The 18,191-nt window shown below is 61.9% G+C and carries 13 protein-coding genes; 11 read left to right on the forward strand and 2 right to left on the reverse strand.

Annotated features, from left to right (window positions below; all coding sequences use genetic code 11):
- Positions 1-50: 50 nt before the first annotated feature.
- Positions 51-1,538, reverse strand: coding sequence for a sensor domain-containing diguanylate cyclase (locus B0G74_RS40995; protein ID WP_132382970.1), 1,488 nt, complete (start codon positions 1,536-1,538; stop codon positions 51-53).
- 247 nt (positions 1,539-1,785) lie between these two features.
- On the opposite strand from B0G74_RS40995, the gene B0G74_RS41000 reads away from it, so the two are divergent.
- On the forward strand, positions 1,786-2,718 hold the full coding sequence (locus tag B0G74_RS41000) for a 2-hydroxyacid dehydrogenase (RefSeq protein ID WP_132382972.1): 933 nt from the start codon (positions 1,786-1,788) through the stop codon (positions 2,716-2,718).
- A 21-nt stretch (positions 2,719-2,739) separates the two neighbouring features.
- Here the strand turns inward: B0G74_RS41000 and B0G74_RS41005 are convergent, their stop codons facing one another.
- Complete coding sequence (locus B0G74_RS41005) at positions 2,740-3,498, reverse strand: GntR family transcriptional regulator (protein WP_132382974.1); 759 nt, start codon at positions 3,496-3,498, stop codon at positions 2,740-2,742.
- Between the two features lie 258 nt (positions 3,499-3,756).
- Here B0G74_RS41005 and B0G74_RS41010 point away from each other — a divergent pair, with 258 nt between their 5' ends.
- The 10 genes from B0G74_RS41010 to B0G74_RS41055 all read left to right on the forward strand — a co-directional run bounded on the left by B0G74_RS41010 (position 3,757) and on the right by B0G74_RS41055 (position 18,160).
- Complete coding sequence (locus B0G74_RS41010) at positions 3,757-4,101, forward strand: UxaA family hydrolase (protein WP_240975458.1); 345 nt, start codon at positions 3,757-3,759, stop codon at positions 4,099-4,101.
- 59 nt (positions 4,102-4,160) lie between these two features.
- A complete protein-coding gene (locus B0G74_RS41015; protein ID WP_132382976.1) occupies positions 4,161-5,336 on the forward strand; it encodes a UxaA family hydrolase in 1,176 nt (391 codons plus the stop codon).
- Between the two features lie 201 nt (positions 5,337-5,537).
- Complete coding sequence (dctA, locus tag B0G74_RS41020) at positions 5,538-6,902, forward strand: C4-dicarboxylate transporter DctA (protein ID WP_243658566.1); 1,365 nt, start codon at positions 5,538-5,540, stop codon at positions 6,900-6,902.
- A 188-nt stretch (positions 6,903-7,090) separates the two neighbouring features.
- On the forward strand, positions 7,091-8,089 hold the full coding sequence (locus tag B0G74_RS41025; RefSeq protein ID WP_132382980.1) for an Ldh family oxidoreductase: 999 nt from the start codon (positions 7,091-7,093) through the stop codon (positions 8,087-8,089).
- A 178-nt stretch (positions 8,090-8,267) separates the two neighbouring features.
- Complete coding sequence (locus B0G74_RS41030; RefSeq protein WP_132382982.1) at positions 8,268-11,192, forward strand: molybdopterin-dependent oxidoreductase; 2,925 nt, start codon at positions 8,268-8,270, stop codon at positions 11,190-11,192.
- A gap of 27 nt (positions 11,193-11,219) precedes the next feature.
- On the forward strand, positions 11,220-11,975 hold the full coding sequence (locus B0G74_RS41035) for a 4Fe-4S dicluster domain-containing protein (protein ID WP_132382983.1): 756 nt from the start codon (positions 11,220-11,222) through the stop codon (positions 11,973-11,975).
- 20 nt (positions 11,976-11,995) lie between these two features.
- Entirely contained in the window at positions 11,996-12,946 is a 951-nt protein-coding gene (locus B0G74_RS41040; protein ID WP_132382985.1) for a DmsC/YnfH family molybdoenzyme membrane anchor subunit, read from the forward strand.
- 435 nt (positions 12,947-13,381) lie between these two features.
- A complete protein-coding gene (locus B0G74_RS41045; protein ID WP_132382987.1) occupies positions 13,382-16,060 on the forward strand; it encodes a type VI secretion system Vgr family protein in 2,679 nt (892 codons plus the stop codon).
- Positions 16,060-16,923, forward strand: a complete 864-nt coding sequence (locus B0G74_RS41050; RefSeq protein WP_132382989.1) for a hypothetical protein — start codon at positions 16,060-16,062, stop codon at positions 16,921-16,923. The genes B0G74_RS41045 and B0G74_RS41050 overlap by 1 nt, the downstream gene beginning before the upstream one ends.
- Before the next feature lie 79 nt (positions 16,924-17,002).
- Complete coding sequence (locus B0G74_RS41055; protein ID WP_132383301.1) at positions 17,003-18,160, forward strand: glycosyl hydrolase; 1,158 nt, start codon at positions 17,003-17,005, stop codon at positions 18,158-18,160.
- Positions 18,161-18,191 lie beyond the last annotated feature (31 nt).

Below are 18,191 nucleotides of genomic sequence, written 5' to 3' on the forward strand. Positions count from 1 at the left end.
TCACGCCGACGCAGCGCCGGCGCCGCGCCGCGATCCGGCGCGTGCGCTTGTCAGCCGCCTGCCGCGTCGGACGCGTTCGCAGCCGGCTGATTCGCGTAGGTCGCGCGCTTTTCCTCGTACATCAGCAGATCGGCGCGCTGCACGCCTGCTTCGAGCCGGTCGCCGCGCTGGCAGGTGGCCGCGCCCATCGAGAAGCTGAGCGGCGAGCCCGGATAGAACTGATTGTTTAACTCCACCAGTTGCCTGATCGCATCGACCATCGCGGCGCCGCCGCGCTCGTCGGTGTCCGGCATCAGGATCGCGAACTCGTCGCCGCCGATGCGCGCCGCGTGAAACGGCGTCTCAGTCGCCTTGGCCAGCACCTCGCCGGCGCGCCGCAAAAGCGCGTCGCCCGCAGCGTGGCCGAGCTGATCGTTCACGCGTTTCAAACCGTTCAGATCGGCCATGATGATCGTCACGGGCCACGGGCCCTTGCGTTCGAGCCGGTTCAGTTCGTCCACGTAGAAAGAGCGGTTGCGCAGTTTGGTCAGCACGTCGTGCTTGCCGAGGAACTCGAGATAGGCTTCGGCTTTCTTGCGCGCCGTGATGTCAGTGAGCGCCACCAGCACCAGATCCCAGGTCTTCTCATGGCCCGGCAGGACGGAGAACTGCAGGTGCACGTGCACCTCGCTGCCGTCGAGCGAATAGTTGAGCACTTCGCGCTGCTGGAACAGCTTGCCGTCCCACAGATCGACCAGTTGCTCGCGGAAATGCGGACGCATGTCATCACGGAACACGTCGGCGAGACGCGCGAGCAGCGTTTTCTTGTCTTTCGCCGCGAACATGTCGAGCGTGTGCTGATTCACGTCGAGCACATGGATTTCCTGCATGCAGCGTTCGACGAACTCGGGATGCACGTCCGTGAACACGCGGAAATCGTTGATGCCGGCCGCGCGCGCTTCGTCGAGCAGACGCTTGACCGCGCTGAAATCCTCCACCCAGAGCGACACCGGCGAATACTCGAACAGGCCGCGCACATACTGCTCGGCAAGCGTCACGCGATGCCGCGCGCCTTCCAGTTCCGTAATGTCTTCGACCGACACCAGCACGCGGTCCCAGCGCGCCTCGTGGCCGGGCAGCACGGCGCCCTTGAGCAGCACGTCGAGGCGCCGCCCGCCGAGCGTGTAGTTGACCGTCTGGCTGGTGAACTGCGATTGCCCGGCCCACAACTGGCATAACTCTTCGAGGTGGGTCTTGAGCATGTCGTCGCGGAATACCGAGGCGAGATTGCCGGTGAGCGCCTCGAAATCGGCGGCCTCGAATTGCGTCAGCGTCTTCTGATTCACCTTGATGACGCGGATGCTGTGCGCGCATTGCGCGACACAGCCCGGGTTGGCGGCGAAATGCGCGCGCAGATCGGTCACGCCGTCTGCCCGCCATGCTTCGAACAAGCTGCGCACGCCGCTGAAGTCTTCGAGCCAGAGCGAGACGGGCGCGAGTTCGAACATCTCGGAATCGTCGTTGGCGGGCGCAGGGCCGCGCGGGAGGATGTCCAGCATGAGGTTCTCAGGATCGGAAGTGCCGCCATTTTAAGACGGGTTGGGCTGTGGCTGAAAAGAAAGACCCGTTACGCATCATTTTTGCGTCAGGGCGTCTAACAAGATAACGGCGGCCTTCCAATCGACTTGAGGTGCACCCGCCGGGGCATTCAGCTCTCGGGACGCTTGCCGGCAAGCGTCCTGGAGCCTTGTTACACTGGCCTGAAACTTGTCCGGTCCATCCACGTTGCCAAGAAAAAGCGCCGCCATGAAGCCATCCCTGCTAGTTCTGATCCACCTCAACGATGCAAGCCGCGCCAAGATCGAGGCGGCGTTCGAAGTGGTCTACGCGCCCGATGCCGCCGAACGAGCCGCCGCGCTCGACGCGCACGGCAAGACGATTCGCGCCGTGCTGACCAACGGCACGACCGGGCTCGCCGCCGCGGACATCGACCGCATGCCGCAGCTCGAACTGCTCAGTGCGCTGGGCGCGGGCTATGAAAACCTCGCCGTCGACCACGCCCGCTCGCGCGGTATCGTGCTCGTCAACGGCGCGGGCACCAACGATCATTGCGTGGCCGATCATGCATTCGCCTTGCTGCTCGCGGTGGTGCGCGACGTGCCGCAACTCGATCAGGCCACACGCGCGGGCGTCTGGCGCGACACCTTGCCGATGCGCCCGAACGTCTCCGGCAAGCGCCTCGGCATTGTCGGGCTCGGCAATATCGGCGAGAAGGTCGCGCGCCGCGGCGCGGGCTTCGAGATGGAAATCGGTTATCACAACCGTAAGCCGCGTGAAGGCTCGCCACATCAGTACTTCGACAGCGTGAAAGGGCTCGCGTGGTGGAGCGACTTTTTGATCGTCGCGACGCCGGGCGGTGCGGGCACGCGTCATCTGATCGACGAGGCGGTGTTCGAGGCGCTCGGTCCGCACGGCTTCGTGGTCAACGTCTCGCGCGGCAGCGTGCTCGACACGGCGGCGCTCGCCCACGCGCTTACAGCCGGCACGATTGCCGGCGCCGCGCTCGACGTCTACGAGGGCGAGCCGAATCCACCGGGGGCTTTGCTGGCACTGCGCAACGTGGTGTTGACGCCGCACGTGGGCGGCCGCTCGCCGGAAGCGATCACCGCCTCGGTCGACAACTTTCTGAGCAACGCCCGGCGGCATTTTGCGGGCGAGCCGGTATTGACGCCAATCTGACGTCGCAAGCGCGTTCCGCGGCTACTTCTCTTCGTTGCCGCCCGGCCGGTTGCCGATGTACTCGTACTCTTCGGTATTGACCCGTGAAACGCGCAGCTCGACCACGCTGCGGTGATACGAGTAGGCGATACGCCGGATCTCCAGCAACGGCGCGCCGACCTCGACGCCGAGTTGCGCGCTCTCCAGTTCGCTCGCGAGACCCACGCTCACGCGTTCATCGGTTTCGACCACGTTGATGCCGAAGCCGTCCTGATAGAAGTTGTACAGCGTGTTCGGCCGGTTGCGCAGTTTCGTTTCGGTGAGGCCCGGAAAATGGGCCTCCGGTACGGTGATATGTTCGATCAGCACCGTTTTGCCATGCAGCGCCAGGCCGTTGACGAACTGGAACACGCGCGCGCCGGTTTCCACGCCGAGCGCGGCCGCTACGTCGCGCGAGGCGCGGGCCTTTTTGAAATCGACCAGCGTGACGACGGGATAGGCCTTGTCGCCATCGCGCCGCACGATCCTGAAGAAACGGAAAAAATGCCGGTCGCGCTGATGCATGGACACAAACGTGCCCAGGCCCTGGTGACGGATCAGAATGTTCTCGGCGCACAATTCGTCGATCGCTTTGCGCAGCGTGCCGATGGACACGCCGAAGCGCTCGGCGAGCCGCTTCTCCGAAGGAATGCATTCGCCGCCTTTCCATTCGCCTGCCGAGAGCGCGGCGAGAATCGCGCTCTTGACCTCTTTGTAGCGCGTGCCGCCCAGCGCGGGCGGATTGATGGCGAGCGTGCTCATGACAACCTCTGAAATACGCGAGTCGCGCGACGCCGCTCGCGAAGGTTAAACCTGCCTGGATTTTAAACGACAAACTCATCTAGTCCATCTAGATGAGATGGATTATCTCGACACTACTGGAAAACACTCATCTAACACATATAGATGACCTAGTTGACATCCATCGATGCGGCGCCTACTATCGATTCACAGCAGCGCATCTGGCTGCGCTTTCCCCGGCGGCACGACACCGCATTCAATACACGAACGGAGACGCTAATGAGCAATCCCACGGCAGACATCAAGGGCACCGCGGCAGCGGGCGCATCGCCCGAACGCAAGACGATTCACATCGTGTTGCACGAGGCGAAGGACACAGTCGGTGTGGCGGTCGTCGAGGGCATCAAGGCGGGCACGCAACTCAACGCATGGATCATGGACGACGACGAGATCGTGACTTTCCCGGCCAAGCAGGACATTCCCATCGGTCACAAGGTGGCGCTCAAGGACATGGCGGTCGGTGACACGGTGTTCAAGTACGGCGTCGATATCGGCAAGGTGGTCGCGCCGATCAGCGCCGGCGAACACGCCCACGTGCACAACATCAAGACGAAGCGCTGGTAAGTCGCGCCGGACAGACTGTCGCAATTGAATCGCCCCCACACCTGAACGAGAGATACACCATGAGCGTGATTGACCTGGATACGACTTTCCGCGGCTATCGTCGCGACAATGGCCGCGTTGGCGTACGCAACCACGTGATCATCCTGCCGGTCGACGATCTGTCGAACGCCGCGGCGCAAGCCGTGGAGAACAACATCAAGGGCACCATGGCGCTGCCGCATCCGTACGGGCGGCTGCAGTTCGGCGCCGACCTCGATCTGCACTTTCGCACGCTGATCGGCGCGGGCAGCAATCCGAATGTCGCGGCGGTGGTCGTGATCGGCATCGAGGAAGGCTGGACCAAGCGCGTGGTGGACGGCATTGCGAAAACCGGCAAGCCGGTGATGGGCTTCGGCATCGAATTGCACGGCGACCACGACACCATCATGCGCGCCTCGAAGGCGGCCAAGGAGATGGTGCAGTACGCCACGTCGCTCGATCGCGAGGAATGCCCGATCTCGGAGCTGTGGGTCTCCACCAAATGCGGCGAGTCGGATACGACCTCGGGCTGCGGCGCCAATCCGACCGTCGGCAATGCTTTCGACAAGCTGTACGGACTCGGCACCACGCTCGTGTTCGGCGAGACCTCGGAGTTGACCGGCGGCGAGCAGATCGTCGCTGCACGCTGCGCCAACGACGGCGTGCGCGAGCGCTTCCAGTTCATGTTCGACCGCTATCAGGACATGATCAACCGCTGGAAGACGGACGATCTTTCCGAGTCGCAACCCACCAAGGGCAACATCGCGGGCGGCCTCACGACCATCGAGGAAAAGGCGCTCGGCAATATTCAGAAAATCGGCAAGAAGTGCATGGTGGACGGCGTGCTCGACAAAGCCGAAGAACCGACGCACTCCGGTCTATGGTTCATGGATTCGTCGTCAGCGGCGGCAGAGATGGTGACCTTGTGCGCGGCGTCCGGCTTCGCGGTGCATTTCTTCCCGACGGGGCAGGGCAACGTGATCGGCAACCCGATCGTGCCGGTCATCAAGATCTGCGCGAACCCGCGTACGGTGCGCACCATGGGCGAGCATATCGACGTCGACGTGACCGGCATCCTGCAGCGCGAACAAAACCTCGATCAGAGCGGCGACAAACTGCTCGAATGCATGATGGCCACGATCAACGGCCGCTTTACCGCGGCGGAAGCGCTCGGTCATCGCGAGTTCGTGCTGACCCGGCTGTTCGAAAGCGCCTGAGTCTGGCGGCCGGGCAAGCGCGGTTTGAGCGGTTGTTTCGCTCGCCTCGCGCTTGCCTGGTAGTATCGCAGTGGACCCCCAATTCCCGGCGCGCGCCGGCACGGAGAACGGCCACGACGCCGCCCGTTGCCGGCAAGCCATGCCGCTACGGCGCCGGTTCGACACCTGGCGGCAGCGAGTGGAGGAGACACCATCTTGCGCGTGCTCAAACATCTCTACGTGCAGGTCCTGATCGGACTTGCGGCCGGAATTCTCGTCGGTTACTTCGCGCCCGCGTTCGGCGTCGAAATGAAGCCGCTCGGCGATACCTTCATCCGCCTCATCAAGATGCTGATCACGCTGGTGATCTTCTGCACCGTCTCAGTCGGCATTGCGCGGATGGAAAGCCTCAAGCAGGTTGGCCGCGTCGGCTTCAAAACATTGCTCTACTTCGAGGTGGTGACCACCATCGCGCTCGTGATCGGGCTGGTCGTGGCAAACGTGCTGCATCCCGGCGCGGGGCTGAACATCGATCCCGCCACGCTCGACGCGCACGCCGTGACGCACTACGTGGCGGACGCGCATTCGGCGTCCTCGAGCTTCTTCGATATGATCGTGCCGAATTCGGTGGTCGGCGCGTTCGCGCGTGGCGATCTGCTGCAGGTGCTGCTGTTCTCGGTACTATTCGGCATCGCGCTGTCGATCATGTCGCAGCGCAGCCGGTTGCTCATGCGTGGCATCGAACAGTTCGGCGACACGCTCATGCGCATCGTCGAGATGATCATGCGGCTCGCGCCGCTCGGCGCATTCGGCGCGATTGCCTTCACGGTCGGCAAATACGGCATCGGCACCTTGCAGCAACTCGGTCTGCTGATTCTTTGCTTCTACATCACCAGCATCCTGTTCATCGTCGTCGTGCTCGGTGCGGCGGCGCGCTGGGCAGGCGTCGGACTCTGGCCGCTGTTGCGCTACTTCCGCGAGGAACTGCTGATCGTGCTGGGCACGTCCACCACGGAATCCGTGCTGCCGCGCCTGATGGAGAAACTCGAACGCATGGGCTGCCCGCGGGCGATCGTCGGCCTCGTGCTGCCCACGGGCTATTCGTTCAACCTCGACGGCGCCGCGATCTATCTGACCATGACCTCGCTGTTCATCGCGCAGGCCACCAACACGCATCTCTCGCTGATGCAGCAACTGGGTTTGCTGGCGATTCTGATGCTGACGTCGAAGGGCGGCGCGGGTGTGGCGGGCGCGGCGCTGGTCGCATTGACGGCGACACTGTCGACGCACAACATCATTCCCGTGGCGGGCATCACGCTGATTCTCGGCGTCGATCGCGTGCTCAACGAAATCCGTGCGCTGACCAATATGATCGGCAACGTGGTGGCGACGCTGGTGGTTGCGCGCTGGGAAGGGGCTTTCGATGCGCGCGCGGCGCGGGAATTCCTCGCGGCTCCGCGCGAAGTCCGGGATCAGGTGCAGCCGCAGTCGCAGTCGAAACCGCAGGCACAGGGGCCGTCGACTCAACCCGGTCTCGAGGAGAGACGCCCGGCCGCCGGCACGACGCTGCTGGAAAAGGGCGGCTAAGTAGGACAATCACGACGGCGATCCGAATGAGGATCGTCATGGGCAATGCCGCAATCGATGCATTGCGGCATTGCTTCGTGTGCGCTTCGATCGCATGCTCGGCGCAGTGCGTGGCCGTGTTTCCGGTTGAACGGTTCGCCGCGGCGCCCGACCAATACCAACAACACAACAACTTGAGGAATGACCCGATGGCCCGATTGTCTCCCGACGCGCTCACCACGCTTGCCGTCGACTTGCTGCGCCGCGCGGGCGCGTTGCCGGCCACCGCCGAGTCCACGGCTCGCGCGCTGGTCTATGCGGACCTGCGCGGTTTGTCGTCGCACGGTGTATCGCGTTTGCCGATGTATTGCGCGCAGTTGCGCAACGGCCGCGTCGATCCCGCCGCGCAAGCGACGATCGTGGCGGATCGCGGCGCGGCGGTGCTGATCGACGGCGCGGACGGTTTGGCCTATCCGGCGTGCGACCTCGCGGTCTCGACGCTTGCCGAGCGCACGAAGCACTACGGCAGCGCGGTCGCGGGCGTGAAGCGCAGCCACCATTTCGGCGTGGGCGCGGCCCATCTGGCCGCGCTCGGCGCCGCTGGCATGGTCGCTCTTGCGTTCAGCAATTCGCCGGCGGCGATGCCCGCGTGGGGCGGCCGCCGTGCCCTGTTCGGGACCAACCCGATCGCCGCCGTGTTCCCGCGTCGGCATGGCGAGCCACTCGTGATCGACCTCGCGCTGTCGCAGATCGCGCGCGGCAAGATCGCGCTGGCCGCGCGCGACGGCAAGCCGATTCCCGAAGGCTGGGCGACCACCCGCGACGGCCGGCCGACCACCGACGCCCGCGCGGCCCTCGACGGCATGATGCTGCCGTTCGGCGGCGCCAAAGGCGCGATGCTGGCGCTGGTCGTCGAACTGCTGGCGGCGGCGCTGACGGGCGCGAACTTCGGCTACGAAGCCGGCTCGTTTCTGACTGAAGAGGGAGAGCGCTCGCGCATCGGCCATCTGTTCTGGGCGATCGATCCAGGTGCGCTCGCCGGCGACGAAACCTATCTGTCGCGCGTGGAAGCGCTGATCGACATGATGCTCGCGGACGACGACGTGCGCTTGCCCGGCGATCGAAGAGAGCGTCTCGCGGACACGGCGCACAAAGACGGCGTCGAGATCCCGGATGCGCTGATCGCGCAACTCGAAGGTCGCGGTTAGCCGACGTTGACCAAAGCGCCGCAGCCGGCGCGCCATTGAAAGGCAAAAGGAAACTATCGGCGTGGCGGATAGTTTCTCTCGAAAATGGCGATTTCCCTTGTGAGGCCACGGCGCATAGGATGAGCGGTATCGCATCACCACCGCTTCGGCCCCGCCGGAGCAGCGACGGAGATCCCGCATGGAACATCACGCCCGCACGCAGGATGAACGGCTCGACATCAAGACGACCACCTGCTACATGTGCGCCTGCCGTTGCGGCATTCGTGTGCATCTGCGTGAAGGCGAGGTGCGCTACATCGACGGCAATCCGGAGCATCCGCTGAACCAGGGCGTGATCTGCGCGAAGGGTGCCTCGGGCATCATGAAGCAGTACTCGCCCGCGCGCCTCACTCAACCGTTGATGCGCAAGCCAGACGCGGAGCGCGGCAGCGCGCAGTTCGAGCCGGTGTCGTGGGAGCATGCGTTCGACGTGCTCGAAAAGCGCCTCGGCGAAATTCGCGCCACCGACCCGAAAAAATTCGCGCTTTTCACCGGGCGCGACCAGATGCAGGCGCTGACCGGCCTCTTCGCCAAACAGTTCGGTACGCCTAATTACGCGGCGCACGGCGGCTTCTGCTCGGCCAACATGGCGGCCGGTATGATCTATACGATCGGCGGCTCGTTCTGGGAATTCGGCGGGCCGGATCTCGACAGCGCCAAGCTCTTCTTCATGATCGGCACGGCGGAGGACCATCACTCGAATCCGCTCAAGATCGCCATTTCGAAGTTCAAGCGCGCGGGCGGCCGCTTCATTGCGATCAATCCGATCCGCACCGGCTACGCGGCAATCGCCGACGAATGGGTGCCGATCAAGCCCGGCACCGATGGCGCGCTGTTCATGGCATTTCTGCACGAACTGATTGCCGCAGACGCGTGGGATCACGAATTCGTGCGCCGCTACACCAACGCGGCGGAACTCGTCGATCTCGACGAAGCCAGCGAAAACTTCGGCCTGTTCGTGCGTGATCCCGAGCGGCCGGTCGGCAACCCGCTGTTTCCGCAGAATCATCTCTGGTGGGACGCTCAAGCGGCGCGCGCCGTGCCGCATCACACGCCCGGCGTCGAACCCGCGCTCGACGGCCGCTATACGCTCGACGACGGCACGCCGGTCACGCCCTCGTTCGCCTTGCTGCGCGAACGCGTGGCCGATTGCACGCCCGAGTGGGCGGCAGGCATCACCGGCATTTCGGCGGACACGATTCGCCGCCTCGCGGGTGAAATGATCCAGACGAGCCGCGATCACCGCATCACCTTGCCGATTCGCTGGACCGACGCGTGGGGCGAGACGCACGAAACGGTCACCGGCAATCCGGTCGCCTTTCACGCGATGCGCGGCCTCGCGGCGCACTCCAACGGCTTCCAGTCGATCCGCGCGCTGGCCGTGCTGATGTCGCTGCTCGGCACGATCGACACGCCCGGCGGCTTTCGTCACAAGTCGCCGTTTCCGCGCGCCGTGCCGCCGTCGGCGAAACCGCCGAACAGCCCCGACGCCGTCAAGCCGAACACGCCGCTCGCCACCGGTCCGCTCGGCTGGCCCGCTGCGCCCGAGGACCTGTTCATCGACGAACAGGGCGGGCCGGTGCGCATCGACAAGGCCTTCTCGTGGGAATATCCGCTCGCCGTGCATGGCCTGATGCACAGCGTGATTACCAACGCGTGGCGCGGCGATCCGTATCCGATCGACACATTGATGATTTTCATGGCCAACATGGCGTGGAATTCGTCGATGAACACGATGAAAGTGCGCGAGATGCTGGTCGACAAGCACGCCAGCGGCGAGTACAAGATTCCGTTTCTGGTGGTGTGCGACGCGTTCCAGTCGGAGATGACGGCGTTCGCCGATCTGATCCTGCCCGACACGACGTATCTGGAACGGCACGACGCGATGTCGATGCTCGACCGGCCGATCTCCGAATTCGACGGTCCGGTGGATTCGGTGCGCGTGCCGGTCGTGCCGCCTACCGGCGAATGCAAGCCGTTCCAGGAAGTGCTGATCGAGCTTGCGTCGCGTCTGAAATTCCCGGCGTTCACGACCGCCGAGGGCGCGCGGCGTTATCGCGACTATCCCGACTTCGTGGTCAATTTCACGACTTCGCCGGATTCCGGCGTGGGCTTTCTGATCGGCTGGCGTGGCAAGGATGGCGACAAGGCGCTGGTGGGTGAACCGAATCCGAACCAGTGGGAGCAGTACGCGAAGAACAATTGCGTGTTTCATTACCGGTTGCCTGAGACGCTGCAATACATGCGCAACTGCAACGGGCCGTATCTCGAGTGGGCGGTCAAGCACGGTTTTCGCAAGTTCGGTGAGCCGATTCTGATCCAGTTGTATTCCGACGTGATGCAGAAGTTCAGGCTTGCCGCGCAGGGCCGTACGAGCGGCAGGCAGCCGCCGGATCACTTGCGCGCGCGCGTCGAAAAATACTTCGATCCGCTGCCGTTCTGGTATGCGCCGCTGGAAAGCGCGGCTACCGACCTCGACCAGTTTCCGCTCGCCGCGGTGACCCAGCGGCCGATGGCGATGTACCACTCGTGGGACTCGCAGAACGCGTGGCTGCGGCAGATTCACGGCGAGAACTATCTGTACATGAATCCGTTGATGGCCGCCGAGAACGGTATTGCCGACGGCGCCTGGATCTACGCCGAATCGCAATGGGGCCGCGTGCGTTGCATGGCGCGCTTCAGCGAGACCGTCGAACCGGGCACGGTCTGGACATGGAACGCGATCGGCAAGGCGTCGGGTGCATGGAACCTCGGCCCGGGCGCGAATGAATCGCAACGCGGTTTCCTGCTCAATCACCTCATCACCGACGAGCTGCCCGGCCGCGACGACGACGTGGCGCGGCGCATGTCGAATTCCGATCCGGTGACGGGCCAGGCCGCGTGGTACGACGTGCGCGTGCGCATCTATCCGGCGGAAGCCGACGCGCGGCACACGCTGCCGCAATTCGCGGCGATGGCCGCGGTGCCGGGTGAGAACGGCGTGATCTCGCGGATCGTGCAGACCTACTTCGCGGGACGAGGGGAGTTCGCGGCGCGGCTGCGCGGCGCGACGGGGCGCAAATAGCATCGAGACAGCCGCAAGGAGCCTTTGATGACACAGATGGCATTGGTGATCGATCTGAACGTGTGCGTGGGGTGCCATGCGTGCGTGACGAGTTGCAAGGAGTGGAACACGTCGGGCGAATCGGGCAGTCTCGCCGATCTGAATCCGTACGACGCGGATCCGTCCGGCACCTTCTTCAACCGGGTGCAGAGCTTTGAAGCCGGCAGTTTTCCCAACGCCGAGACGATCCATTTTCCGAAGTCGTGTCTGCACTGCGAGGACCCGCCGTGCGTACCGGTCTGTCCGACCGGTGCGAGCTATAAGCGCAAGGAAGACGGGCTCGTGCTGGTGGACTTCGACCGCTGTATCGGCTGCAAGTATTGCGCGTGGGCGTGTCCTTACGGCGCGCGCGAGCTCGACGAAGGGCGCAAGGAAATGACCAAGTGCACGCTGTGCGTCGATCGGATCCACGATGAAAATCTGTCCGAGCGCGACCGTCAGCCGGCCTGTGTGCTCGCTTGCCCGACTTCGGCGCGGCTGTTCGGCGATATTCATGATCCGGATTCGGTGGTGTCGAAGGCGATCGAGGAGCGCGGTGGCTACCAGTTGATGCCCGAGTGGAATACACGGCCGGCGAATCACTATTTGCCGCGTGTGCCGACCGAGGCCGCGGGTTGCGGCAGCGGTTCCTGTTCATGCAAATCGGCCGGCTCGTTGCAGGAGCCGGGCGTGTCGCCGGAATCGCTCGATGCGCAAGTCGAGCGCGGCGAGTTGCATCTCGCGTCGATGGCGACGCGCATCTAATGAACCGATAGGACCTCACGATGAATCCCGCATTCTCCGTGGTTTTTCTGACCACTTTGAGCGGCGCGGCGCAGGGGCTGCTGATCGCGCTCGTCGGCGTGGAAACTGCCGCGCATCTTGGCCTGCTCGGGTCGCCTGTCGAGGCGTTCTATGTCGCTGGCGCGGGCGTGTCGGTGGTGTTGGGAGCGCTCGGACTGCTCGCATCGTTCTTTCATCTCGGCCATCCCGAACGCGCATGGCGTGCGATCGCGATGTGGCGGACCTCGTGGTTGTCGCGCGAATGTCTGTGCCTGCCGGCGTTTCTCGCCTGTGCGTTTTTCTACGGTGTCGCGCATTGGTTCGGCTCGCCGTGGTCGCTCGCGATCGGCTGGCTCGGCGTGCTGGCGAGCGCCGTGCTGTTCGTCTGCACGGCGATGATCTACGCGTGTCTGCGCTTTCTGCAGGAGTGGGCTACGCCGCTCACACTGGTCAACTTCGCACTGCTCGGCTGCGCGTCAGGCTTCACGCTGGCGACGGCTTTGACCGCGTGGTTTGCGCCTGAGTGGACCGCTGGGCTCGCTGTCTGCGCGTGCTTGCTGACGCTCGCGGGTCTCGCGAGCCGCTCGGCGTCGCTCGTGCGCAATGCGCGCTTGCGGCCGAAGTCGACGGTACAGAGCGCCACCGGCATTCACAATCCGAAGCTGGTGCAGGTGTCGCGCGGCTTCACCGCCGGGGCGTTCAATCTGCGCGAGTTCTTTCACGGCAAATCGGCGGGGACGCTGCGCGGTGTCAAATGGGGCTTTCTCGCGACGGCGTTCGTCGCGCCGGTGTTGTTGATGGCGTTAGGGGCGAGCTTGCATTCGATCGGCGTTTCGCTCGGTCTGCTGGCTGCGGCGTGTCTCGTGCAGTACGCGGGGCTGGTGGCGGAGCGCTGGTTTTTCTTTGCAGAGGCGAAGCATCCGCAGAATCTTTATTACGCGAGGGTGGGGTGAGGAGCGAGGTCGCGCGGGTTTGGGTTATTGACGAGCCATTCGCCATGTGAAAAAACGGTGGGGAAATCATCCTGCAATAGAAGAATCAGAAAATCCGGATCATTTTGACTTCTAAGGCGAATTCATAAGGCCTGCATTTTTTCTGAGACCTCCGCTGTACCGGTCGGTCAGTTCATTGCTGATAAAAGAACGTCACTGTTAAGTCAAAGGGATCGGCCAAAGGGTGGGCCCGTATGGCCGTGGCTGCTGTATGACGTGTTTACCATCCAACGCTTCTCATGCCGAAGCATTTCCCCGTATGCCCGACGCATATCTAAAATTCAAAGATTAATGTCGCTTCACACTTGCTGACTATTAGTGGCTGGCCGATTCTTCTGATGTTTTGTAAAATCGCGCAGAGCGCGGTCGCGCAGTCGGCTAACAAGAAGAGGCGGTATGAGTGCGCAGGACATAATCGGGGCGATAACCGGCGGGCTTGTCCAGAGTGACCGCTTGTTGAAGCTGGAAACCTCACTGGGAACTGATGTCCTGGTGCCCCAGCGGGTCGTCGGTCGCTCACGAATCGGTCGTGACTACGAGTTCACTGCCGATGTCGTTTCCACATCGGGCGCGGTTGAGCTCAAGACCCTGATCGCCCAGCCGGCGACGTTGTGGATCCAGCAGACAGACAAGTCCTATCTGCCTCATCACGGATATGTGCATACCGCACGTCGCCTCGGATCGGATAGCGGGCTCACGAGCTACCAGATCGCGTTTGCATCGTGGATGCACTTTCTGCGCTTCCGTAAAGATGCGCGTATCTGGCAAGACAAGCCGGCCGACGAAATCCTGACCGATGTATTCAACATGCACCCGCAGGCCCAAGGTGCATTCCGTTTCGCCCTAAGCAAGCCCTTGCCCTCGCGTTCGTTCTGCGTGCAATACGAGAGGGACTGGAATTTCGTTCACCGGCTCATGGAAAGTGAGGGACTGTTCGGCTATTTCGAGCAGGCGGGCGACGGCAAGTCGCATACGTTCATCGTCACGGACAGCTTGGACTCGCTCCCCTCACTTTCACCGCAGACGGTTCAGTTCTATCGCGCCGGCACGAACAGCGAGACCGATGCGTTTGTTCTCTGGTCGGGCACGCGAATGCTGCAAAGCGTGACGCTCACGACTCGCACCTTCGATTACAAGGCGCCCGCTTCGCCGGGCAATCCGAAGGGGACTAACATCCCGACGCTTCCTACTCAAGGAAGCCTGCCCCAGCAAGCGGAAGTGTATGAATATACCGGGGCTTATAGCTACGGCAAACAGGACCGGGGCGATAGCCTGTCCAAAGTTCGCGTGGAAGAGTGGGAATCACGAGCCAAGCGGTTCTTCGGTGCGGGCGGTGTGCGAGGCGCGGATGCCGGCCGCTGGTTCGAACTCGACAATCACCCCGCGCACGCCGCAGATAGCGCCCAGAACCGGCGGTTCGCAATTATCGACGCCACCTGGTTCGTTGAGAACAACCTGCCCGCGTCCGGCCACGCTGCGGATTTCCCTGATGGCCTGAAGGGCGACCTCGCGGCCATCAGAACAAACTATGCCGCTGAAGACGGACTGAAAGTTCGGCACGCTGATGGTAGTGAAGGCTTCTTCGTTGTCGAAATTGAGGCACAACGCAAGGCCGCTCCATATCGCAGCCCGTTCGAGCATCACAAACCTGACATGCATTTGCAGTCAGCGATTGTCGCCGGCCCTGCCAATGAAGAGGTCTACACGGACTCGCTGAACCGCATCAAGGTGCGCTTCCATTGGGACCGGCTCAATAACGGCGATGAAAACTCGTCATGCTGGGTGCGCGTTGCCATGTCCGATACGGGCGGTGGATATGGTGGCGTACATGTGCCACGGGTCGGCGAAGAGGTTCTGATCAGTTGGTTGGACGGCGACTGTGACAGGCCGCTAGTCACGGGCCGCGTCTACAACGGCGCAACACAACCTCACTGGCATTCCAACGGGTTGCTGTCCGGCTACCAATCCAGGGAATATCAGGGCAGCGGCTACAGCCAGATGTTAATGGATGACTCTACAGGCCAGAATCGCGTTCATCTATATTCCACGAACTCCAATGCCCAATTGCATTTGGGGTACCTGATCGATCAGTCCGGTAATAGGAGAGGACGTTACCTCGGCAGCGGCTTCGATCTGAAGTCCGATGCCTACGGTGCAGTGCGCGCGGGTCAAGGTCTGTACGTCACCACTTATCCGGCGGCCAGCCAACCGCTGGACGCGCGGGAAACGTCCGCCCAACTGGTCAATTCGGAAAGCGTGCTGGAAGCGATGTCGAATTCCAGTACCACGCATCAGGCGGAAAGCCTCAAGGATGGGTACGACTCGCTGAAGTCATTCAGTGACGCGACACAGAACAGCGTGTCGGGCTCATCATCAGGTGGAAACACCGCGGGAGGCGGAACGGGGAGTGCGAACGCATTCAAGCAGCCGGTCATGCTGTTTGGCAGCCCGGCGGGCATCGCCATGTCCACGCCGAAGTCCGCACATTTGTCCGCTGACCAGCATCTGAACCTCGTCGGCGGACAGAACGTGCATATCGCAGCCGGTAAATCACTGATCGCGAGCGTCTCAGAGAAAATCAGTCTGTTCGTGCAGAGCGCGGGGATGAAACTGTTTGCGGGCAAAGGCAAGGTGGAAGTTCAGGCGCACGCGGACAACATCGAACTGACCGCACAAAAGACGTTGAAGCTGTTGTCGGCAACGGAAAAGGTCGAGGCGGCAGCGAAGCAGGAAATCCTGCTTACATCGGGCGGTGCGTATATCCGAGTTAGGGACGGCAACATCGAGATTCATGCGCCTGGCAAGATCGATGTCAAGGGCGGCCAGCATTCGTTCGCAGGGCCAACCCAAATGTCCGCTGCCATCCCCACCATGCCCGGTTCGGAAGGTAACTACGATCAGGCATTTATCGCGCATTGGGCAGGCACGGATATCCCCGCGGCCAATACGAGGTTCCAGATGTTCTCTGACGGCACGCTCATTTCGCAGGGTGTCACGAACGATCTCGGTGAAACAGGGCTGACGCAGAGTCACGTGCCCAAAGACGTGGTCATTAAATTTCTGGAGAACCATTGATGGGTGACAAGCAGGGCACAGTCCTTGGAACGGGCACGGCAATGCTGACGCCCAGCGGCTATCAGGTTCGCCCGACAGTCGCGCTAAGCAGTTGCAACAGGATCGTGCCGCCCGCAGCGGCTTCGATAATCGGGAAATGTCCGTACTACTATCAGCCATTACACGGTGAGTATCTTGAAACGGTAGAAAAGGTTAGCGTCTCAAGTGCCTGGGAAACGGTCAAGGCTTTCGCCACCTCGTGGGATCCATGGAAAGACAAGGAGGTCGCGCGTCGTTTGCTGCATCGTCGCGAGCGGTTGATAGCGCCTGAGAGCACCGATTCCGATTGGTCTCGTCATGGCAATTTCATGATGCGACATGTCGGTTGCGAGCATAAACCGCCCTCGTATTACGTGAGCTATGGGTACTACTATTGCTCTACTTATGGAGCCAAGCTTTATCCGAAGTTGAGTCCGGAAGGGCAGGCGTGGCTACAAAAAGCGCGGTGGCATCTTCAGAAAAATATGGAAGATGGACTCAACAAGAACATGATGGGAGATTTGATTCGGATGAGCAGCCAGAAGCCTGGGAATGGCAGCTTCAAGATGATGGTTCCGCAATACGAACTTGAACTCGACGACGATATGTTCAAGGCCTTCGCGTTCAGGACACACCCTCTGGCCTATCTGGATGGCGGTCTCGCAGATCTTCCGGTTGCGGACCTCGCAAAAATTACGGCGCAACCAAACATTCAGGAGTGGGGTGACGCACGAACGTGGGAGCAGGCGGTCGACAGTGGCAAAGTGGTCCTCCCGAACATGATTAACCGCTCGGATATGGATGATCCCGTCGGCAAGGCTCTCGGCCGACTGCTGGCGAAGTGATATGCAAAAAGCTAAACGCTGGAAAATTTCGATCGGCGGGCTCGCGCTTCTCGCCGCTGTAACCTATGGATACCAGAGCATGACGACAGGTTGGGAAACGATTGCGACCGCCTTTTCAAAAGGTGACAAGCCCTATGGTGGCGGAGAATTTCGTATTCGCGGAAACCAGGTGATCAGTCTGAAGCTCGCAGATCCAGAAATCACTTTCAAGCCAGCGAGTCAGTTGAAGGATCCGCAGGTGGCAGAGCCAACCGAAGAATGGATGAATGACTCCGGCGAGCGCCTAAACCGGTCAACTGTAAATTTCTTGCAGGGGACCATCGAAGCTGGGATAAAGCGCACGTTCCAGCAACGAGGTCAGGATGCCGCATGGTGGTATTCAAAAGACTGGGGTACCGTCTATATCAGCACGGGTTGGATGGATTACAAAGCACCTCGCCTATCGAACGGCCTGGCACCGCAAATTACCAAACTCTGGCGCTCCAGCGACGGCGGCCGCAACTGGACGCAATTGAACTGGCAAGCAGATCACAACATCGGACAGTTGCTGTTTCTCGATCCGCAACGCGGCTATGCAATTGGATGGGGACCTCACATATGGCGCACGGCGGATGGCGGTCAGTCCTGGCACGAGGTCAAGGTGCCGCCGCTCGCCGACGTTGGTAAGCCCCGCAAAACATTTGACGGGATGAACCTGGCCCCCGATGGTGTGCTGCGTGTTGCCTACTATGTCGAACAATCTGGCGACATCAAAACATCCAGTCTTGTCTACCGGCTGAACTGGGACCAGGCGGACTTCGAGCAGGATGTCGTGCTGCCGGACCAGACGGTAGTCGACCTGCAATCATCCCCGCAAACGAGCGGCGGTTACTCGCTGTATGCGCTGTCCCGGTTGGGGGCGCCGCGCAATTGGGATGACCCGAGCGACAAGGGGCATCGCACAGGCGCTGTTTCAGTATGGAGAAACGTCCAGAAAGCCAGTGCGCAGCAGTTGCATACGTTTGACGACCGTTTGATGCTCGATGGTCTCAGCGTAGGTCAGCAAGGGGTGCTGCTGGTCTACGCCACGGATGCGACGGGCGATGGCGCACCACGGGATCTCACCTTCGTCAGCAAGGATTTCGGAAGGTCATGGAGCGACCTGAATGACGGGGCTGCTCAAGGCGGCTACTTCGATCCCGATACGAACACGCAGTACGCGTTGTTTGCCTACACGCTGAAGAAAAGGAAACTATAGCGATCTGGGTTTATCGTCCTTGAATAGGTGG

This window comes from Paraburkholderia sp. BL9I2N2, assembly GCF_004339745.1.
GTDB lineage: Bacteria > Pseudomonadota > Gammaproteobacteria > Burkholderiales > Burkholderiaceae > Paraburkholderia.